The 21308-nt window shown below is 41.1% G+C and carries 22 protein-coding genes; 21 read left to right on the top strand and 1 reads right to left on the bottom strand.

Annotated elements, in window-relative coordinates; genetic code table 11:
* Positions 1–2: 2 nt before the first annotated feature.
* The 20 genes from spoIIIAF to GPS65_RS15180 all read left to right on the top strand — a co-directional run bounded on the left by spoIIIAF (position 3) and on the right by GPS65_RS15180 (position 18799).
* Positions 3–635, top strand: a complete 633-nt coding sequence (spoIIIAF, locus tag GPS65_RS15275) for a stage III sporulation protein AF (protein WP_119125100.1) — start codon at positions 3–5, stop codon at positions 633–635.
* Entirely contained in the window at positions 628–1299 is a 672-nt protein-coding gene (spoIIIAG, locus tag GPS65_RS15270; RefSeq protein ID WP_012010535.1) for a stage III sporulation protein AG, read from the top strand. The genes spoIIIAF and spoIIIAG overlap by 8 nt, the downstream gene beginning before the upstream one ends.
* The gene (locus tag GPS65_RS15265; RefSeq protein WP_003216063.1) at positions 1299–1931 is read left to right on the top strand and encodes a SpoIIIAH-like family protein; all 633 of its coding nucleotides are present in this window, start codon (positions 1299–1301) and stop codon (positions 1929–1931) included. The genes spoIIIAG and GPS65_RS15265 overlap by 1 nt, the downstream gene beginning before the upstream one ends.
* Before the next feature lie 196 nt (positions 1932–2127).
* On the top strand, positions 2128–2610 hold the full coding sequence (accB, locus tag GPS65_RS15260; RefSeq protein WP_012010533.1) for an acetyl-CoA carboxylase biotin carboxyl carrier protein: 483 nt from the start codon (positions 2128–2130) through the stop codon (positions 2608–2610).
* 11 nt (positions 2611–2621) lie between these two features.
* Entirely contained in the window at positions 2622–3971 is a 1350-nt protein-coding gene (accC, locus tag GPS65_RS15255; protein WP_012010532.1) for an acetyl-CoA carboxylase biotin carboxylase subunit, read from the top strand.
* Between the two features lie 25 nt (positions 3972–3996).
* Positions 3997–4404: an Asp23/Gls24 family envelope stress response protein gene (locus GPS65_RS15250; protein ID WP_012010531.1), complete on the top strand. Its 408-nt coding sequence runs from the start codon at positions 3997–3999 to the stop codon at positions 4402–4404.
* A gap of 210 nt (positions 4405–4614) precedes the next feature.
* Positions 4615–5010 carry a transcription antitermination factor NusB gene (nusB, locus tag GPS65_RS15245; RefSeq protein WP_012010530.1) on the top strand — a complete coding sequence of 132 codons (396 nt, stop codon included), beginning with the start codon at positions 4615–4617 and terminating at the stop codon, positions 5008–5010.
* A gap of 11 nt (positions 5011–5021) precedes the next feature.
* Complete coding sequence (gene folD / locus GPS65_RS15240) at positions 5022–5873, top strand: bifunctional methylenetetrahydrofolate dehydrogenase/methenyltetrahydrofolate cyclohydrolase FolD (protein WP_012010529.1); 852 nt, start codon at positions 5022–5024, stop codon at positions 5871–5873.
* 70 nt (positions 5874–5943) lie between these two features.
* Complete coding sequence (xseA, locus tag GPS65_RS15235; RefSeq protein WP_161985454.1) at positions 5944–7281, top strand: exodeoxyribonuclease VII large subunit; 1338 nt, start codon at positions 5944–5946, stop codon at positions 7279–7281.
* 5 nt (positions 7282–7286) lie between these two features.
* Positions 7287–7547: an exodeoxyribonuclease VII small subunit gene (locus GPS65_RS15230; protein WP_012010527.1), complete on the top strand. Its 261-nt coding sequence runs from the start codon at positions 7287–7289 to the stop codon at positions 7545–7547.
* Complete coding sequence (locus tag GPS65_RS15225; protein ID WP_012010526.1) at positions 7537–8427, top strand: polyprenyl synthetase family protein; 891 nt, start codon at positions 7537–7539, stop codon at positions 8425–8427. The genes GPS65_RS15230 and GPS65_RS15225 overlap by 11 nt, the downstream gene beginning before the upstream one ends.
* A gap of 150 nt (positions 8428–8577) precedes the next feature.
* On the top strand, positions 8578–10479 hold the full coding sequence (gene dxs / locus GPS65_RS15220; protein ID WP_119125099.1) for a 1-deoxy-D-xylulose-5-phosphate synthase: 1902 nt from the start codon (positions 8578–8580) through the stop codon (positions 10477–10479).
* On the top strand, positions 10476–11330 hold the full coding sequence (locus GPS65_RS15215) for a TlyA family RNA methyltransferase (RefSeq protein ID WP_144473694.1): 855 nt from the start codon (positions 10476–10478) through the stop codon (positions 11328–11330). The genes dxs and GPS65_RS15215 overlap by 4 nt, the downstream gene beginning before the upstream one ends.
* Positions 11331–11489: 159 nt before the next feature.
* Entirely contained in the window at positions 11490–11939 is a 450-nt protein-coding gene (gene ahrC, locus GPS65_RS15210; RefSeq protein ID WP_012010523.1) for a transcriptional regulator AhrC/ArgR, read from the top strand.
* Positions 11940–11972: 33 nt separating this feature from the next.
* Positions 11973–13709: a DNA repair protein RecN gene (gene recN / locus GPS65_RS15205; protein WP_161985453.1), complete on the top strand. Its 1737-nt coding sequence runs from the start codon at positions 11973–11975 to the stop codon at positions 13707–13709.
* A gap of 198 nt (positions 13710–13907) precedes the next feature.
* Entirely contained in the window at positions 13908–15185 is a 1278-nt protein-coding gene (spoIVB, locus tag GPS65_RS15200; protein ID WP_119125098.1) for a SpoIVB peptidase, read from the top strand.
* A gap of 285 nt (positions 15186–15470) precedes the next feature.
* On the top strand, positions 15471–16274 hold the full coding sequence (spo0A, locus tag GPS65_RS15195; RefSeq protein ID WP_144473691.1) for a sporulation transcription factor Spo0A: 804 nt from the start codon (positions 15471–15473) through the stop codon (positions 16272–16274).
* Between the two features lie 271 nt (positions 16275–16545).
* On the top strand, positions 16546–16743 hold the full coding sequence (locus tag GPS65_RS15190) for a hypothetical protein (RefSeq protein WP_041815709.1): 198 nt from the start codon (positions 16546–16548) through the stop codon (positions 16741–16743).
* On the top strand, positions 16731–17831 hold the full coding sequence (locus tag GPS65_RS15185) for a Rap family tetratricopeptide repeat protein (protein WP_144473689.1): 1101 nt from the start codon (positions 16731–16733) through the stop codon (positions 17829–17831). The genes GPS65_RS15190 and GPS65_RS15185 overlap by 13 nt, the downstream gene beginning before the upstream one ends.
* A 230-nt stretch (positions 17832–18061) precedes the next feature.
* Complete coding sequence (locus tag GPS65_RS15180; RefSeq protein ID WP_012010517.1) at positions 18062–18799, top strand: glycerophosphodiester phosphodiesterase; 738 nt, start codon at positions 18062–18064, stop codon at positions 18797–18799.
* A gap of 35 nt (positions 18800–18834) precedes the next feature.
* Here the strand turns inward: GPS65_RS15180 and GPS65_RS15175 are convergent, their stop codons facing one another.
* Positions 18835–19071 (bottom strand): DUF2627 domain-containing protein, encoded by a 237-nt coding sequence (locus GPS65_RS15175; protein ID WP_012010516.1) that lies wholly within the window; start codon positions 19069–19071, stop codon positions 18835–18837.
* A gap of 149 nt (positions 19072–19220) precedes the next feature.
* Here GPS65_RS15175 and GPS65_RS15170 point away from each other — a divergent pair, with 149 nt between their 5' ends.
* Positions 19221–21293, top strand: a complete 2073-nt coding sequence (locus GPS65_RS15170) for a sigma-54 interaction domain-containing protein (protein WP_012010515.1) — start codon at positions 19221–19223, stop codon at positions 21291–21293.
* Positions 21294–21308: the final 15 nt, after the last annotated feature.

The following is a 21308-nucleotide window of genomic DNA, read 5'->3' as shown; positions in this document are numbered from 1 at the left end:
TTTTGAGTTTTCTCACGGAATGGATCACAAGTATTATTCTCTTTATCTTATTTGCGATTGTCATTGATCTTCTGCTTCCTAATTCAAGCATGCAAAAATATGCCAAAATGGTCGTCAGCCTCCTGTTGATTGTGGTGATGCTCAATCCAATTTTTGCTTTATTTCGGGCAGACCCTGACCAAATTTTCTCAGAATTGATGAAGGGGAAGGAAGAAGCACAGTCAGAAGAAATAAAAAATCAGATGAATTTAGAAAAAAAAGAAATACAAGCCTCTCAGCGTGCATATATTTTAAAGCAAATGGCTGTCCAACTAGAAAAAAGCGCAAAGGAGCCACTGGAGAAGGAGAGCTACGAAATGAAACACGTAGAAGTGTTGGCAGATGAAGAGCACCTGGATCAGAATATGGAGGCGGATCAATTTCGCATCAAAGCAGTTCTTTCCCCGCTCACAGGTGATGCTGTAGAAACGGTGGCAAAGGTGGACATTGATCTCTCCAGGCAAAAGGAGGAAAGCGCTGAATCTTCTAGCAAAGAGATCAAGAGGGTGAAAGAGACGCTTGCGAATGTTTGGAATACGAGTCCTGAGCACATTGCGCTGAACATTGAGGGAGGTGACGCAGCAGATCATGAATAACAAGGACTGGAAACAAAAGCTGAAATCATTCTTGCAACCGCCTGAAAAAGGTGAAGGGAAACCAAAATTAACGAAGCACCATTACTTGCTGCTTGTATTCATCATCGGCGTATCTTTCATGTTAGTCAGTCAGATCTTGTCACCGCCATCAAGCAAAGAACAAGCTGCTGTTCCTGCTTCTAAAAAAACAACCTCACAAGAGCAGGAGGTATTCAAGCCGGCATCGTCAAGTAAATCAAAGAATTCGATTGAAGATGTGGAGCAAGAATACGAAAATCAGCTGAAAGAAATTTTAGAAACCATTATTGGCGTTGAGGATGTATCGATTGTGGTCAATGTAGACGCAACTTCTTTAAAAGTGTTTGAAAAAAACAAATCCAATAAAAGCACAACGACCGAAGAAACAGATAAAGAAGGCGGCGTGCGAAGTGTCACCGATCAAACAAAAGAAGAAGAAATCGTCATCATCAAAAATGGCAATGAAGAAACGCCAGTCGTCGTGCAAACGAAAAAACCAGATATTCGAGGTGTTCTCGTTGTTGCTCAAGGAGTAGACAACGTTCAAATAAAGAAAACCATCATTGAAGCGGTTACACGAGTGCTTGATGTACCGAGCCATAGAGTGGCTGTTGCCCCTAAAAAAATCAAGGAGGATTCGGAATGATGTTAAAAAAACAAACGGTTTGGCTATTAACGATGCTAAGTTTAGTTGTCGTCTTAAGTGTGTACTATATCATGTCTCCACAAGGTGAAAATGCAGTGACAGTAGAAGAGATGAAATCAAAAGGAACGGAAGAGAAAAAGACTGAACCAGAAAAAGGAATGGACAAAGGCACTGAAAAAGGCGCTGATGAGAAGTCCACTGACAAAGAAACAAATGGTAAACAAGAGGATATCGAAACAAGCGGTGAAGAAGGAAAGGCTGTATCAGAGCAAACAGACGATGAGCTTTTTACAACTTACAGATTAGAGCTTGAAGATAAACGAAGCAAGCAGCGTGAAGAGTTCAACGAAATTGTATCTAGTGATGATGCAACAGCACAAGAAAAAAGCGAAGCGTATGACCAAATGACAGCGCTTAGTGAAGCAGAAGGAACGGAGCGTCAACTTGAAACCTTAATTAAAACAAAAGGTTATAAAGATGCGCTAGTGAGTGCAGAGGGGGATAAAGTGAGCATCACAGTTCGTTCTGACAAAAAATCAAAGTCCCAAGCGGCCGACATTATTGATATGGTCACAAAAGAAATGAGAGGTCTTGATAATGTAGCAGTCACTTTTGAGCCCTCTAACGAATAAAAAATGAACAGGCGCCCTTTGCCGAAAAGGGCGTTTTTTCAAGCGGTTTGACGCCCTCTCCAAGGTGCTCTCGCAAAGTGCTTCGCCACAATAGTAGTTGAATTCAATGAAATCCTCCTGTAAGATGGTTATAGTATGTACTTTTAGTACTAGCCTATAAAGAAAAAGATAAATCCATACATAGGGGTGCAAATCCATGTTAAAAATCGAAGAAATTCATGAACTGATTAAATTAATTGATGAATCAACAATTGATGAATTTACGTACGAAAACGAAGGTGCAAAAATCAAACTGAAGAAAAATAAAGAAGTCGTTCAGCAAGTTGCGGCACAAGCATCTGTGGCTCCTGTCCAAGCAGCTCCAGCTCAACAAGCTCCTAAAGCACAAGCTCCAGCTCAGACCGAAGCCCCTGCACAAGAGGCAGCTGCGTCTGACAATCTGCATAAAATTACATCCCCAATGGTTGGCACATTTTATGCTTCATCTTCACCAGAAGCAGGTCCTTACGTGACAACAGGTTCTAAGGTGAACGAAAACACAGTTGTGTGCATCGTAGAAGCGATGAAACTGTTTAATGAAATCGAAGCAGAAGTAAAAGGTGAAATCGTCGAAGTATTAGCTGAGAACGGTCAGCTTGTAGAATTCGGACAACCCCTCTTTCTAGTGAAAGCAGAGTAAGGAGTACGATCATGATTAAAAAGCTATTAATTGCAAACAGAGGAGAAATCGCAGTTAGAATTATCCGCGCTTGTAAAGAGCTTGGAATTGAAACAGTTGCGGTATTTTCTGAAGCGGATCGCGATGCGCTTCATGTTCAAATGGCTGATGAAGCATATTGCATCGGACCGACTGCTTCAAAAGATAGTTATTTAAATGTCACGAATATTGTCAGTGTAGCAAAATTAACAGGAACAGATGCCATTCATCCAGGATACGGCTTCCTTGCTGAAAATGCAGACTTTGCAGAGCTTTGCGAGGAATGCAACGTTATCTTTGTTGGACCAACTCCGTCAGCGATTTCCAAAATGGGAACAAAAGATGTCGCAAGGGAAACAATGAAGGACGCTGGCGTTCCGATTGTTCCTGGTTCTCAAGGAATTGTAAAAGATCTTGATGATGCTGTTTCAACAGCAGCAAGTATTGGGTATCCTGTGATTATAAAAGCAACTGCCGGCGGCGGTGGTAAAGGAATCCGTGTCGCTCGTAACGAAGAAGAGCTCATTAACGGTGTCACCATCACGCAGCAGGAAGCAGCGCAAAACTTTGGTAACCCTGGCGTCTATTTAGAAAAATTCATTGAAGACTTTAGACACGTGGAAATCCAAGTGCTTGCAGATCAGCATGGTCATACCATTCATTTAGGAGAGCGTGATTGCTCAATCCAAAGAAGAATGCAAAAGCTTCTTGAAGAAACGCCATCACCAGCTCTAAATGCAGACATCCGTGAACAAATGGGTGAAGCGGCTGTAAAAGCTGCAGAAGCTGTTGAATATACTGGTGCTGGAACAGTCGAATTCATTTATGATTATAATGAAGAGAAGTTCTACTTCATGGAAATGAATACCCGTATTCAAGTAGAGCATCCTGTAACAGAAATGGTCACAGGTGTTGATTTGATCAAAGAACAAATTAAAGTGGCATCAGGTGAGAAGCTTTCTCTTACACAAGAGGATGTTGTATATGAAGGATGGGCAATCGAATGCCGTATTAATGCAGAGAACCCAGAGAAAAACTTCATGCCATCAGCTGGTGAAATTAAAATGTATCTTCCGCCAGGCGGCCTAGGAGTTCGTGTTGATTCTGCCGCTTATCCGGGTTATGTGATTCCGCCATATTACGATAGTATGATTGCAAAGGTGATCACATATGGTAAGACGAGAGAAGAAGCGATTGCGAGAATGAAACGCGCGCTTCAAGAATTCGTCATTGAAGGAGTCTACACAACGATCCCATTCCATCTAAGATTGCTTGAGCATGAAACATTTGTGAGCGGTAATTTTAATACGAAGTTTTTAGAAACATACCAAATCATGAAATAATCACAGCTTTCGGAGGTGAATGATCGTGTCAGAAAACAATTTGCTTGAAATGAACCTTGATGAAGATCAATTAGGAAAAGTGCAAATTGCACCAGAAGTGATTGAAGTCATTGCTGGGATCGCCGCTTCAGAAGTCGAAGGCATTGCCGAAATGCGCGGCAATTTCGCTGCTGATGTAGCAGAACGTTTTGGTAAAAAAAATCACCGTAAAGGTGTGAAAGTAGATGTCTCTGATGAAGGCATCACAATCGATGTATATTGTGTGATTGAATTTGGCCTATCCATTCCAAAGGTATCCACTGCTGTACAAGAAAATATTCGTCAAACTCTTTTGAACATGACTGCCTTAACGATTAATGAAATCAATATTCATGTCGTTGGTATTCAATTTGATACAAAGTCAGCTGAGGCTGAAGTAGATCAAGAAATGTAAAAAAGAGTTCAAGTGAAACCAAGGAGGCATCGCCTCTTTGGTTTTTTAAAGCCCATTTTTGGGCCATTTCCGAATCATAATGACCTCATACTTGGAATGATTCGTTTTTCGTGACAGCTCGCATGGATCTTGGTGCGACCACGGTCAAAATATGTTATGATCTCTGTATGGCTTAACGACAAGCGGATAAAGTGGTTAAAGGAGTAAATAATGAAAAGAAGAACTGCAAGAGAAAAGGCGCTACAAACATTATTTCAAATTGATGTGAGTAATATTGATCCGAAAGAGGCCATTACACATGCACTGGATGAACAAGAATCAGATCCTTTTTTCGAGGAGCTGGTTTTCGGTGTGCTTGAACAAAAGGACAAGCTCGATGACATGATTTCACAGCATTTAGTGAATTGGAAACTCGATCGTATTGCAAACGTAGACAGAGCCATTTTAAGGCTGTCTGTGTACGAGATGGTGTATCAAGAAGATATCCCGGTTAGTGTCTCAATGAATGAAGCGATTGAACTGGCCAAATTATTCGGTGATGATAAAGCGCCGAAATTTGTAAATGGAGTACTTTCAAACATTAAAAACGACCTAAAGCAGCAATAGGAGGATTCGACATGACAGCAACAATCATCGATGGGAAAGAAACAGCAAAAGAAAAGCGTGAGCAATTAGCAAAAGAAGTAGAAGAGCTAAAACAAAAAGGTGTCACACCTGGTCTTGCCGTTATTCTAATCGGTGATGATCCGGCTTCACTTTCTTACGTACGCGGAAAGAAAAAAGCAGCAGAAGCAATGGGGATGCATTTCCAGCTAGATCATTTAGATGCTTCTTTAACAGAAGAAGAATTGCTTCAGCTCATTGATCAGTACAATGCGAACGATCAATTCCACGGGATTCTTGTTCAGCTTCCACTGCCAAAACATATTTCTGAAAAAGCTGTGATTGAACGTATTTCACCTGAAAAAGATGTTGATGGTTTCCATCCTCTGAATATCGGGAAAATGCTTCTTGGGGAAGACACATTCCTTCCATGCACACCAGCAGGGATTGTTGAATTACTCAACAAAACGGGTGTCAACCTTTCTGGAAAAGAAGTCGTTGTTGTTGGACGCAGCAATATTGTCGGTAAACCGGTAGGACAATTGCTGTTAAACGAAAACGCAACGGTTACTTATTGTCATTCAAGAACAGCGAATATTTCAGAACATACGTTGAAAGCGGATATTTTAGTTGTTGCCGTCGGTCGAGCAAACTTTATTAAAGCTGACCAAATTAAAGAAGGCGCTATTGTGATTGATGTAGGAGTCAATCGTCTAGATACCGGGAAGCTTGTTGGAGATGTTGATTTTGAAGAGGCAAAAGAAAAAGCTTCTTATATCACACCAGTCCCTGGCGGAGTCGGTCCAATGACGATTACGATGCTTGCACATAATACGGTTAAATCAGCAAAACGTACATTAGCATAAGCTTTATCCATTCATCCACCTGCATGCTGCTGGTGGATGAATGTGCGTTTTTGAAGAGGAGGAATACGTCATGAGTGAAAAAGCCTTTGTGACGGTCACAGCCCTTACAAAATACATAAAAAGAAAATTTGATGTTGATCCGCATTTGGAAGATATTTGGATCAAAGGTGAGTTATCCAATGTCAAGATTCATTCAAGAGGGCATGTGTACTTTACCTTAAAAGACGAAAACGCACGCATGCAAGCTGTCATGTTCCAGCGCTCTGCGGCGAAGCTGCCTTTTTCACCTAAGAGTGGAATGAAAGTATTTGTACGCGGCGGAATTCAAGTCTATGAACCAAGCGGCAATTATCAGTTATATGCGAAAGAAATGCAGCCTGATGGTGTTGGTGCTCTTCATCTTGCTTATGAAGAGCTAAAGAAAAAGCTAGCAAGTGAAGGCTTATTTGATGCGCGCTATAAAAAGCCAATCCCTGAATATCCAGAGGTTGTTGGTGTCATTACGTCTCCAACAGGAGCGGCTGTTCGAGATGTCATTACGACCATCAATAGGCGCTATCAGCAGGCGAAAATCATTGTGCTTCCGGCGCTCGTCCAAGGTGAGCATGCGACCCGTTCCATCGTAGAGCGGATCAAGGAAGCGAATGAAAAACAACTCTGTGATGTCTTGATTGTCGGAAGAGGAGGCGGTTCGATTGAAGAGCTTTGGGCTTTTAATGAAGAAGCTGTGGCAAGGGCGATCTTCGCATCAGACATTCCAATCATATCTGCAGTTGGGCACGAAACAGACTTTACGATCAGTGATTTCACTGCAGATATGAGAGCACCCACACCAACAGGAGCAGCCGAACTTGCTGTTCCTAGCACGACGGATTTAATAGAGCGAATCAAATCAATTGATATACGGCTAACAAGAGCTGTGAAGAATCAAACCTCACAAGCAAAAGACCGCCTTTTGGCGCTGCAGTCCTCTTATGCCTTCCGTTTCCCAAAGCGATTACAGGAGCAAAAAGAGCAGCAATTCGATTTGGTATTTGACCGTTTTCAAAAACAGCTGACAAGACAAATAGAGCAAAAACGCAGTCAGCTAGACCGCCAGACATACAGGCTGAAGCCACTTCATCCTAAAGAGCAGCTGCTTCAAGCGAAAAAACGTCACGCCAATGAAACAGAACAGCTCATTCGTAGTATGAATGTGCAAATGAAAACAATTCATTCGCAGTTCCAATCGGTTCTTGGTAAACTAAATGCATTAAATCCACTTCAAGTGATGGAAAGAGGCTACAGCTTAGCCTATAAAGAAGATGAATTAATAAAAAGTGTGAACCAAGTAGAGACGAAGGATCAGCTGACTATCACGATGAAGGATGGACGTCTCATTTGTGAGGTTATTGAGAAGGAGGGGTAATCATCATGACAGAATCCAATAAACAAAAAGAAGAACAAATGACATTTGAAGAGGCGATGAAAGGTCTTGAGGAGATTGTGGGAAAGCTCGAAGAAGGAGATGTACCACTTGAGCAGGCCATTCATTATTTTCAAGAAGGCATGACCCTTTCGAAGCTTTGTCATGAAAAATTACAACATGTTGAAAAACAAATGGATTTCATTTTAAAAGAGGACGGTGAGCTGGCTCCATTCTCGGTGAAGGAGGCAGATTCTGGTGACAAGTAATTTAAATGAATTTTTAACAACACGAAAACAGACCATCGAAGATTATTTATTTACATATGTTCAGGAATTGACGATTCCTAAAGACCTGAAATCTTCTATGCTCTATTCACTTAAAGCGGGCGGGAAAAGGCTTCGACCTGTTCTCGTTCTTGCTCTTCTAAATGCCTACGGTAAAAATGAAGAAGACGGTATACCTGTCGGCTGTGCGGTGGAGATGATTCATACGTATTCATTGATACATGACGACCTTCCTTGTATGGACGATGATGACCTTCGTAGAGGAAAACCGACGAATCATAAAGTGTACGGGGAAGCAACAGCGGTTCTCGCGGGTGATGCCCTTTTAACAGAGAGCTTCCGTCTGATTACATCACAGCTGTCTAGCAGCGTTTCTGCTGACAAAAAGCTCAGAATTGTAGATGAGCTTGTAAAGTCAGCGGGTGCGCTAGGAATGGTTGGCGGTCAATTTGATGACATGGAAGCAGAGCAAAAACAAGTATCGCTTGCTGAACTAGAATACATTCACGCCCGTAAAACAGGAAAGCTTCTCACATTCAGCGTCGCAGCTGGTGCAATGCTGGCAGGAGCATCAGATGACGATATCGAAAAGCTAAGGGAATTCAGCTATCATATTGGCATTGCGTTTCAAATCCGTGATGATATTTTAGATCTCGAAGGAAGCGAAGAGAAAATCGGAAAACGGGTCGGCTCTGATACAGCAAATGAAAAGTCGACATATCCTTCTTTATTAACGCTTTCAGGAGCAAAAGAAAAACTGGATGAGCACATCACGCGTGCAAAAGAAATCGTCTCAAATCTCCAATTAGAGCAGCAATTGCTGCATGGTTTATGTGATCTAATTGCCTCAAGAGATCATTAAAAACAGCCTAGATTTGAGGGTCCTCGAGCAATTGTGGTAAACTGTAAACAGTTTATTATGATGAGACAACTCTTATTCCCTACTGTTTTTCAAAGGAATAAGGCATTATAGATGTATATAGAAATTTTGTTGAAAGCGAGTTGATCCTAATTGGATCTTTTATCAATAAAAAATCCAACGTTTCTAAAAGGAATGTCAAATGCAGAATTAGAAGAGCTTAGCGCTGACATTCGCATGTTTTTAATTGAATCCTTAGCTAACTCTGGTGGGCATATCGGTCCGAACCTCGGAGTCGTTGAGCTGACTGTTGCGCTTCATAAAGTATTTGACAGCCCAAAAGACAAATTCCTCTGGGATGTTGGACATCAGTCTTACGTTCATAAGCTGTTAACGGGAAGAGGATCGGAGTTTGATACACTTCGCCAATATAAAGGGCTTTGCGGTTTCCCTAAACGAAATGAAAGCGAACATGACGTTTGGGAGACAGGTCACAGTTCAACCTCGTTATCTGGTGCGATGGGTATGGCAGCAGCGCGTGATATCAAAGGGACAGATGAATATATCCTGCCGATTATCGGAGACGGCGCACTCACCGGAGGTATGGCGCTGGAAGCGTTGAATCATATCGGTGATGAAAAGAAAGATATGATTGTGATCTTAAACGACAATGAAATGAGCATTGCGCCAAACGTCGGTGCGATTCACACAATGCTTGGCAGATTGCGTACAGCTGGCAAATACCAATGGGTAAAGGATGAGCTCGAATATTTATTCAAGCGCATTCCAGCTGTAGGTGGTAAGCTTGCTGCCACAGCAGAGCGTATTAAAGACAGCCTTAAATATTTACTTGTATCTGGCATGTTCTTTGAGGAAATGGGGTTTACCTACTTAGGTCCTGTTGACGGACATTCATATGAAGATCTATTTGAGAATCTTGAATATGCAAAGAAAACAAAAGGTCCTGTTCTTCTGCATGTCATCACGAAAAAAGGAAAAGGCTATCAGCCGGCAGAATCCGATAAAATCGGGACTTGGCACGGTACGGGCCCATACAAAATTGATACAGGTGATTTTGTAAAACCGGCAGCAGCAGCTCCGTCTTGGAGTGGTCTCGTCAGTGAAACAGTCAGAAAGCTGGCACGGGAAGATGAGCGAATTGTTGCGATCACGCCTGCGATGCCTGTTGGTTCAAAGCTTGAAGGCTTTGCAAAGGAATTTCCAGAGCGGATGTTTGATGTAGGAATTGCCGAGCAGCATGCAGCCACAATGGCAGCTGGGCTTGCGACGCAGAACATGAAGCCATTTTTAGCGATTTATTCAACGTTCTTGCAAAGAGCCTATGATCAAGTGCTACACGATATTTGCCGCCAAAACCTGAACGTATTTATTGGTATTGATCGTGCTGGACTTGTCGGTGCCGATGGAGAAACCCATCAAGGTGTATTTGATATTGCCTTTATGCGTCATATGCCGAATATGGTACTGATGATGCCAAAAGATGAAAATGAAGGACAGCACATGGTCAATACAGCTATTCAGTATGATGACGGTCCTATTGCTATGCGCTTCCCGCGCGGTAACGGGCTAGGTGTCAAAATGGATGAACAGCTGAAAACCATTCCAATTGGGTCCTGGGAAGTTCTTCGCCCAGGGAAGGATGCTGTAATTTTAACATTTGGTACGACGATTAAAATGGCGCTTCAAGCAGCAGAAGAACTTCAAAAAGAAGGGAAATCGGTTCGTGTGGTCAACGCTCGTTTTATTAAGCCTCTTGATGAAGCGATGTTAAATGATATTCTTTCTGAAGGTATTCCAATTTTAACGATTGAAGAAGCTGTGCTCCAAGGCGGATTTGGCAGCAGCGTCTTAGAATATATACACGATAAAAAAGCATCTCATATTAAAGTAGAACGTATGGGCATTCCAGATGAATTTATTGAGCATGGGAGTGTTGATGCCCTGCTTGAAGAAATTGGTTTGACGAAGGTACAGGTTGCTGACACTTTACGTGATATGCTTCCCGTAGCACCAAGAAAAGGAATTGGATCATGACATCAAAGAAAGAACGACTTGACGTTTTATTAGTCGAACAAGGACTAATGGAAACGAGAGAGAAAGCAAAGCGTGCCATTATGGCAGGGATCGTTTACTCAAATGAAAACCGTTTGGATAAACCAGGAGAGAAAATTGCTCGTGATACACCGCTCACTGTGAAAGGGAACCCTCTGAAATATGTGAGCCGCGGCGGATTAAAGCTAGAAAAAGCGCTAAAAGAATTCGACTTAACCGTTGAAGGGAAATTACTAATTGATATTGGTTCATCAACAGGTGGATTTACAGATTGTGCTCTTCAAAACGGAGCAGTCAAATCATATGCTGTTGATGTTGGCTACAATCAGCTTGCGTGGAAATTAAGGCAGGATGACAGGGTCATTGTCATGGAGCGCACCAACTTCCGTCATTCTGTCCCAGCAGATTTTACTGAAGGACTGCCAGAAGTGGCGTCAATTGATGTCTCTTTTATTTCACTTAAACTCATTCTGCCGGCTTTAAAGCACATTCTTGTCCCAGGCGGAGACTGTATTGCACTCGTCAAGCCTCAATTTGAAGCAGGCAGAGAGCTTGTTGGTAAAAAAGGCATCGTACGAGAACCGTCTGTCCACCTTGGTGTACTCGAAGAGATGAATGAATTTGCTGCAAAAGAAGGCTATGATGTGAAGGATGTCTCATTTTCGCCTATTACTGGCGGTGACGGGAATATTGAGTTCCTGCTCCATTTAAAGCTTCATCCCGATCAAGAAGAGAATGCGGCACTTCCGGTTTCAGAACTTGAAAAGATCGTCAAGGAAGCCCATTCTATATTGAAAGAAAAGAAAAACAGTCCTGAGCCGGCTGACACATGAGGTTGAAACAAAAGGAATAATAGCTCGCTATTATTCCTTTTTACATGGTCAAAAGATGAGAATTGTCTGTTTCTCACGTAACGCTTGTTTTTTGAACTGTGGTTCATATAACATAGAACGTAAAGACAAACTGAGATCAAACGCCTAGGGGGGTCAAAAATGACTAAAGGTCAAAGGCATATTAAGATTAGAGAAATCATCGCGAGCCAAGAAATTGAAACACAAGATGAACTAGTTGATATTTTAAAAGCCGATGGATATAACATTACACAAGCGACCGTATCAAGAGATATTAAAGAATTGCATTTAGTGAAAGTGCCAACGAACAATGGAACGTATAAATACAGCCTTCCTGCGGATCAACGGTTTAATCCGCTGTCTAAACTGAAGCGATCCTTAATGGATGCATTTATTAAAATGGATGCTGCCAGTCATTTAATCGTCCTCAAAACCATGCCGGGTAATGCTCAAGCAATTGGGGCTTTAATGGATAATTTAGATTGGGAAGAAATCATGGGAACCATTTGCGGAGACGATACCATTTTGATCATTTGCCGCACACCAGATGATACGGAAACAGTTTCAAGCAAAATTTTAGAGCTTCTATAAAGAATCAGGTTTACAAAAAGAGGTGTCAAATGAGTGTTAGCAGAACTAACCATTAAAAACTTTGCAATCATTGAAGAGTTAACGGTTTCATTTGAAAAAGGACTCACGGTCCTAACGGGGGAAACAGGTGCAGGGAAATCCATCATGATCGATGCTGTCTCACTTCTTGTGGGAGGTAGAGGGTCGTCTGAATTTGTTCGTTATGGTGAGAAAAAGGCTGAGCTGGAGGGGCTTTTTCTTGTACCAGCAGCCGATCACCCTGTATTTGCTTTATGCGAGGAGCAAGGAATTGACGCATCGGATGAAATGATGATTCTTCGCCGTGATATGAACAATAACGGGAAAAGCATCTGCCGCATCAATGGCAAGCTCGTCACAATCTCACTTTTACGCGAAGTAGGACGCCTTTTGCTCGATATACATGGACAACATGATAACCAATTATTGATGGAGGATGAAAATCATCTGCATTTGCTCGATCAATTTGGTGCAGAAGAAATTGCACCTGCTTTGTCGCAGTATCAAGAAGCATATGAGCAATATAAAAAGACAGCCCAAAAGCTAAAACAGCTCTCTGAAAATGAGCAAGAAATGGTGCACCGGTTAGATTTATTGCAATTTCAGCTAGAAGAGATTGAAGCGGCACAATTAGAGCCGGGAGAAGACGAGAAGCTTCAAGAAGAGCGTCATCAGATCAGCAACTACGAAAAGATCTTTTCCTCACTCCAAAACGCCTATAATGCCTTGCGCAATGAACAGGGGGGACTTGATTGGGTTGGCATGTCATCAAGCGAGCTCGATCAGGTTTCTGAAATCAACGATGATCTGAAAAAACTATCCGAACAAGTGTCGAACTCTTACTATTTATTAGAGGATTCGACGTTCCAAATGCGAAGCATGCTGGATCAATTAGAGTTCGACCCTGCACGTCTTGATTTTATTGAGTCTAGGCTGAATGAAATGAAGCAGTTAAAACGAAAGTACGGGACGACGGTTGAGGAAATTTTGGAGTATGCGGCGAAGATTGAAGAAGAAATCGATCAAATTCAAAATCGAGACACTCATCTGCAGACGCTTAAAAACAAACTGGATGCAATGAGCCGTGACGCACTGCTTGAAGCACTTAACGTTTCAGAGCTTCGTAAAAAATGGGCCAAAAAACTAGCGAAGCAAATTCAAACAGAACTAAAGGATTTGTATATGGAGAAGTCAACGTTTGATACATCCTTTTCTATTCGGTATGCGCCTTTTAGCAGCACAGATAATCCGCTCCTAGATGGAAAGCCCGTCCAGCTCGGAAAAAACGGAATTGACCAAGCTCAATTTGTGATTTCTACTAATCCTGGCGAACCGATGAAATCTTTATCAAAAGTTGCGTCCGGTGGAGAAATTTCACGTGTGATGCTCGCTGTGAAAAGTATCTTCTCAGCCAAACAAGAAGTCACTTCCATTATTTTCGATGAGGTCGATACGGGTGTAAGTGGCAGAGTTGCACAGGCGATTGCCGAAAAAATTTACAAAGTGGCGGCTGGCTCACAAGTGCTCTGCATTACGCACCTCCCGCAAGTAGCAGCAATGGCTGACACGCACCTCTTCATTTCAAAACGCTCTAAAGCTGGTAGAACACTGACAAGTGTCAAACCATTAAGTCATGAAGAAAAAGTGAGTGAAATTGGCAGGATGATTGCGGGTGTGGAAGTCACTGAGCTGACAAAACAGCACGCAAAAGAATTGCTCCACCAAGCAAATGATGTCAAAACAACAGGGTAGCTGAAAAACCAGCTGCCTTTTTTATATTGTGTCAAAATCGCTGTATATACCCACGAAATCTCCTTTTTCTTTTATCAATTTATCCAATCATTTTCTAAAGCTGCCGGTTATAAATCAAAGCGAAGAAGGCAAAAGTAAAGATGTAGCCAAAACATGAGTGTTCTGGTGTGGGTAAGGAGCGAGGAGAGTGAAAAATGAATGCCCGAAAAGATGAGAAAAGCCATTGGTGTGATTCTCCTTGTTTCTTTAATAAGTACAGGGTTTATGAGCATAGTGAAGGAATACATCAGCATTCCAACAAATGTTGCTGTATTTGAAAAACAGAAGCACGCAATTGACACATCAATAGAAGCGTCAGCCAATGCTTCTTCACAAGCCTTTAGTCTTTCAGAGAAAAAGAATCAGCTTGAAGTAACAGGACAAAAGGCAGGAAAAGCCGAAATTGTTTATGATTTTAAAGGATTTCCTATTAAGAAAACAAAAGTCGACGTTCTCCCTGAATTAAAAGTCGTTCCTGGAGGACAATCCATTGGCGTCAAGCTCCATTCTGTGGGAGTTCTCGTTGTAGGTTTTCATCAAATCACAACAGCAGACGGCAAAAAATCACCAGGCGAAGCCGCAGGCATTCAATCAGGGGATATGATCATTGAAATTAATGGTCAAAAGATGGAGAAAATGAACGACCTCACCCCATTTATCCAGAAAGCAGGAAAAACAGGTGAAACGCTTCGTTTACTCATAAAAAGAGACCATAAAACCTTTCAAACAACATTAACACCCGCAAAAGATGCAAGTGAAGGCACGTATCGAATTGGTCTTTACATTCGAGATTCCGCAGCAGGAATCGGCACGATGACCTTCTATGAACCATCTTCTAAAAAATATGGTGCCCTTGGGCATGTGATTTCCGACATGGATACAAAAAAACCAATTGTTGTCGACAATGGTGAAATTGTCAGATCAACCGTAACATCGATTGAAAAAGGCACAGGAGGCAATCCTGGAGAAAAATTGGCAAGATTCTCTTCCGAACGAAAAACGATAGGGGATATCTCCCGCAACAGTCCATTTGGTATCTTTGGTACGTTAACCGAAAAGCTTGAAAATCATGTATCAGACAAACCGCTTCCAGTTGCTTTATCAAATGAAGTGAAAGAAGGGCCAGCAGAAATTTTAACTGTTGTCGATCATGATAAAGTGGAGAAGTTTGATATTAAGATCGTCAGCACAACTCCGCAAAAATTTCCGGCAACAAAAGGGATGGTATTAAAGGTAACAGATGAGCGTCTTCTAAGTAAAACGGGCGGTATCGTCCAAGGCATGAGCGGAAGCCCGATCATCCAAAACGGAAAAGTCATCGGGGCGGTCACCCACGTATTTGTCAATGACCCGACCAGCGGCTACGGCGTACACATTGAATGGATGCTGTCAGAAGCAGGCATCAATCTTTATCAAAAAAACAAAAAAGCAAGCTGATTATCAAACTGCCGCGCATTTTCCGGCAGTTTTTTTCTTCTCTTTCTTTCTCTGCCATCATGTTATAAAATAAGGAAAAAGAGATTTTTCGACAAAATGGAAAAAGGTATGTTGTCAAATTGCAATAATCGTCGATTCGTTAAGAAAAACGTAGAAAAAGCTAGATAATGCTCTATTATTCGGAAAATTAAAGTTTTTTAAAGGGGATAGCATGGTTTTGTCGAATTGAACACTCAGAAGAGAAATGCAAAAGACTAAAGGAATCGACATTGGGGAGGAAAGAACGTGGAGAAAATTAAAGTGTGTGTAGCTGATGACAATCGAGAGCTTGTTGGCCTTTTGACAGAGTATATTGAGGGACAGGAAGATATGGAAGTACTTGGCGTGGCGTATAATGGTCAGGAATGTCTGACATTATTTAAAGATAAAGAGCCCGACGTTCTCCTCTTAGATATTATCATGCCTCATTTAGATGGCCTTGCTGTACTGGAACGCCTCCGTGAAAGCAATGACATGACCAAACAGCCAAGTGTCATTATGCTAACAGCGTTTGGACAAGAAGATGTGACGAAAAAAGCAGTTGATTTGGGCGCATCTTATTTCATCTTAAAGCCATTTGATATGGAAAACCTAGTCGGTCATATTCGTCAAGTCAGTGGAAACGGCACACAAGTCACCCATCGATCTTCATCTATCCAAAACAGTGTTCTTCGAAATAAACCTGAACCGAAACGTAAAAACTTAGATGCGAGCATTACGACGATTATTCATGAGATTGGCGTACCCGCTCATATTAAAGGTTACTTATACTTAAGAGAAGCCATTTCAATGGTGTACAATGACATCGAGCTTCTCGGAAGCATCACAAAAGTGTTGTATCCAGACATTGCGAAGAAATTTAACACGACCGCGAGCAGAGTAGAACGGGCGATTCGTCATGCGATTGAAGTGGCTTGGAGCAGAGGAAACATCGATTCCATTTCCTCACTCTTTGGTTATACAGTCAGTATGTCTAAAGCGAAACCAACCAATTCTGAATTTATCGCTATGGTGGCTGATCGTCTACGCTTGGAGCATAGAGCTAGCTAATTCATTTTCATAAAAAAACGTTTCTTCAAAGAGGCGTTTTTTTATTTTGGAAAGTATTGTTAAAAATTGTTTGTGTTGATACAATCATCTTATTGTCTCATTTGGACAATACAGCTTGATTTATTTTCAGAATAAAATGAAAAATAGAGCATGAAAGAAATGGGTATGACATAAATTAGTGGTAATCAGCTACGCCAATCAATTGTTTGGTCTTCAAAATAGAAGAAGGAAACGCTCATTCGTAAGGAAAAGGATGAGAGGAAAAGGTCTGATGGATTTGGTAAATAAAGCAAATGAGATCGAAAGTTCTATTGCTATTGACCTGATTGGTTGGCGTTTTAAAGTCACTGGCTTCTTAGAGATTGTGCCATTTGAACTGAATATTCCCATTGTCGAATTTAATAATTTTCACATTCTTTTACTATGCTATAATAATGAAAAGAAGAGGGTGAGGTTATGGGAAAGCTGAAAATCCACTCTGCTGAGGTAGCGAACGAAATTAGCAAGTGGACGAGGGTCATTTCTCAAAATGACCTAGAAAAATCTGCTATCTATAAAGAGAAAATTCAGAATTTGCTAAAAAATACAGATGAAGACCGTGAAGTTCTTCTGTATTATCAGCTTGTTAACGGCAGACATGAAATGTTACTTGGCAATATTGAAAAAGCCAATCATATTATGAAGAATGTCGGAACGCTTGATGAGAAAGCAGATGACATTATTAATTTTTATTTTTACTTTTACAAAGGCCAATATGCAGCATATGTGAAAAAGTATGATGAAGCCATCAGCTTTTACAAAATTGCAGAACAACGCCTAAAACGTGTAAATGAGGACCTTGAAGTAGGAACTTTTCATCATAAGGTTGCATCAATCTATTACGAACTGAAACAAAATTTCATATCCATTAATCATATCAAAAAAGCCATCGATACGTTCAAAGCGCATGAAGAGTATACAGCGCAGGCGATTGATAGCTTGATTTTACATGCGAGTAATTGTATCGATTTGATCCAATTTGAGGAAGCGGAAGAAAAATACCAAGAAGCACTTGAGAAAAGTAAACGCATTAACAATGAAGTGCTGATTGGGAAATGCTATCACAATTTAGCCGTTCTTTTTTATGCGAAGCATGATTACGAAAAAAGCGCACAATATGCCAAAAAAGGGATGGGCATTCAAATGCACCGTGACAATAGCCATTATTACATCCAATCTTTATATGTTCTGGCTAATGCCTTGGTACATCTAGGAGATCAAAAGGCGAAGGAATATATTAAAGAGGGCATACATTATAGTTATGATATCCAAAATAATGAATATATAGTAAAATTTGAAATTTTAGATTTGATGTGCGAAAATAGTGGAGCAGCAGACGTATTCTCTGAAAAATTAGACTACATAGAAAAAAATAGATTATATGTGGAGCTTGAGGATTTGTCTGAACAAATATCGAAATACTTCAAGGAACGAAATGATTATCAAAATGCCATTCGTTTTCTTGAAAAGAAATTCGATGCACAAATACTTCAAAAGAAAGTGGAGGTTATCTTATGAAAAAGTTGTTGTTAGGTTTAACCATCGTTACAGCAGTCGCAGTTGTTTCTTCCCTTTTTGCTCTTGACGCCGAGACGACAGAGCAAGCCATCAGAGCGATTACGTGATCGAATTTATACAGAACCTCTTCGTACTCATCAGAAGAGGTTTTTTTATGTGCTCAAACTGGAAAAACGAAAAGAGAGACGTCATAATGAAATGAAAGAAAGCATCATAACTAGAGGTGGCATATGACGAAAATTTTTGCACATAGAGGTTTTAAAGGAATCTATCCTGAAAATACGATGATAGCCTTTGAGCACGCGCTTCATTCAGGAGCTGACGGGATTGAGCTGGATGTCCAGCTGACGAAAGATGGCAGGCTTGCTGTCATTCACGATGAGAAGCTGAACAGAACAACGAATATGACAGGCTTAGTGAAAGACCATACATATGAAGAGTTAAAAGCAGGAGATGCGAGTCATTCTTTTTATGAAGAAACCGGTGCTGTATCCATTCCTCTTTTGGAGGAAGTATTGGAGCTCGTGACCCAGCAATCATCACTCATTATGAATATTGAACTGAAAAACTCCATTTATCGATATCCAGGTATTGAAGAGAAGGTAAAGGAGCAAATTGAACACTTTCAAATAGAAGATCGTGTACTTGTCTCATCGTTTCATCACGGCAGTTTAGCTCTTTTTCACAAGCTAATGCCGCATGTTGAGCTTGCTGTTCTCACAATGGATGTGATTCATCAGCCAGAGATGTATATAAAAACAGTACCTGCAAGAGGGTATCACCCGAATATAAAGGGTGCAGGGGTAACAAAAGAAGTCGTATCGGCTCTCCATGCTGACCAGCAAGTCATTAGGCCATTTACAGTCAACAGTGAAAAGCAAATGAAAAGCATGTTTTCCTTAGGTGTCGACGGAATCTTCACAGATTTTCCTGATAGAGCCGTCAAAATAAGAGAAGAAATGAAATAAAGACCTGCGATCAATAGCGGGTCTTTTTTTCATGTTTATCTCTGTTTAAAGCGGGTGGTTACTTTATTTCGTTTGCGGTCTCTATATAAAATAAAGCCAGCAACTACGTAAAGACCTCCTCCTAAAAAAACCAATCCTGCAATTCCTTGCAGCCATAAAAATGGAAACGGTGCAATGATGATACCGAAAACAGTGTCGCGTAACAGCTTAATCCCAAGTGCAGCAAACGCGCCAGGTATTAAAATAATCACTAATGCAAGTATTCTCCCCATCAAATGTCCCCTTAAACGTCATTTACTTCCATTGTCTAATTCAAAAAATATTTTGTCAAGAAAGGAAAACGTGGTAATATAAGAGTTGTGCAATTTTTTGCAACGGAAAAATATGGTGTGCAAATTTTTTCATATAAAGGGGTAACGGGATGCAGAGAGTCTTGATTGTCGGTGCAGGACAGGGTGGATCAGCATTACTTGAAACATTGCTGAAAACAAATATGATTCAAATCGTTGCAATCGCCGACCTTGATCTTGGGGCACCGGGGATGGTAGAAGCGAAAAAGAATGGAATTGATACGACAACGGATTGGAAAGAATACATAAAAGATGACATTGATATCATCATCGAAACAACGGGCAGTTCAGCTGTTCTTAAAGAACTGATGGAAGAAAAAACAGAGCAGTCTGTCATTGTTCCAAGTTCGATGGCTTACGTCATATCAGAATTAATGTCAGAAAAGCATCAGCTCATTCAAATATTAAAAGAACAAACCTATAAACATGACCGCATTTTTAATGCAACGAACGATGGCATGATTTTTATCAATATGGATGAAGAAGTCGTTCTGTTTAATCGATCGGCTGCCAAAATGGTTGGACGTTCGCAAAAAGATGCGATTGGCCGGCACATACGTGAAGTGATCCCTAATACAAAACTCCCCGATATTTTAAGGTCGAGGGAGCCAGAATTTCATCAAAAACAATTTCTGAATCAGCAAATACAAATTGTTACAACGCGTTTGCCGATAATTGATGATGCAGGAAGAATGCTAGGCGCTCTATCCATTTTTAAAGATATTACAGATGCAGTGGAACTTGCAGAAGAAGTCACAAACCTCAAAGAAGTGCGCACGATGCTCGAGGCTATCATTCAATCATCAGATGAAGCGATATCCGTCGTAGATGAGCAGGGGAAAGGGATTTTAATCAACCGAGCTTATACGAAAATGACGGGATTAACAGACAAAGAGGTTGTGGGCAAACCTGCGGGTGCGGATATTTCTGAAGGGGAAAGTATGCATTTGAAGGTGCTTGAAACAAGAAGACCAGTTCGAGGCGTCAGAATGAAAGTCGGACCTAATAAGAAGGATGTGATCGTCAACGTAGCACCAGTGATCGTTGATGGCATTTTAAAAGGCAGTGTCGGCGTCATTCATGACGTATCAGAAATTCAATCACTCACCAATGAATTAAATAAAGCAAGGCAGCTCATCCGAACACTTGAGGCAAAGTACACTTTTGAAGACATTATTGGAGAAAGTGAGCAAATGCTTGTTGCGCTTGAGCAGGCAAAACTAGGGGCAAAAACACCAGCCACCATTTTACTCAGAGGAGAGTCAGGTACTGGGAAAGAATTATTTGCGCACGCTATACACAATGAAAGTGACCGAAAATATAATCGTTTTGTGAGAGTCAACTGTGCTGCCTTATCAGAAACACTTTTAGAGTCAGAGCTTTTTGGCTACGAGGAAGGTGCATTTTCTGGTGCGAGGCGAGGCGGGAAGAAAGGGCTGTTTGAAGAAGCGAATCATGGCAGTATCTTTTTAGATGAGATTGGTGAAATGACGCCAAGTACACAAGCGAAATTATTACGCGTCATGCAGGAGAAAGAAATTGTGAGAGTAGGCGGAACAAAAGCGATACCAGTTGATGTGCGTGTGATTACTGCAACAAATGTCAATATTGAAAAAGCGATGGCGGAAGGGAAGTTCAGAGAGGACTTATATTACCGGATGAACAGATATCCGATCTCTATTCCGCCTCTAAGGCAGCGCCTTGAAGACATTGACTCCTTAAGTAAACGTCTCATTCAGAAAATCAATTTAGACTATGGTCGAAATGTGAGCGGCTTAACAGAAGGTGCGCTCGATAGACTTCGATCCTACAGCTGGCCAGGGAACGTAAGAGAACTGGAAAATGTTCTTGGACGAGCCATGATCTTTTTGAATCCGCAAGAAGAATGGATCGATGAAGATCATATTTCCTTCATGGAGTCAGAAGAGCAGGAAGAAAAAGAGCAACAGGAACTGGCTGTCAGTCAATTCGAGGGAGAGACTCTTTCGGATGCTGTTGAAGCGTTTGAAGCGCAGTTGATTAAACAAACCCTTGAAAAGCATCAATTCAACCGCACGAAAACAGCGAAAACGTTAGGGATTAGCATTCGAAATCTTTACTATAAAATGGATAAATATCAACTTGCAAAAGATAGCATGCAATAAAATGCATATATTCTG

The sequence above is a fragment of the Bacillus pumilus genome, from assembly GCF_009937765.1.
Lineage (GTDB): Bacteria > Bacillota > Bacilli > Bacillales > Bacillaceae > Bacillus > Bacillus pumilus_O.
The sequence above is the reverse complement of the archived record's forward strand: the minus strand, read 5'-3'. Positions and strand labels throughout refer to the sequence as shown.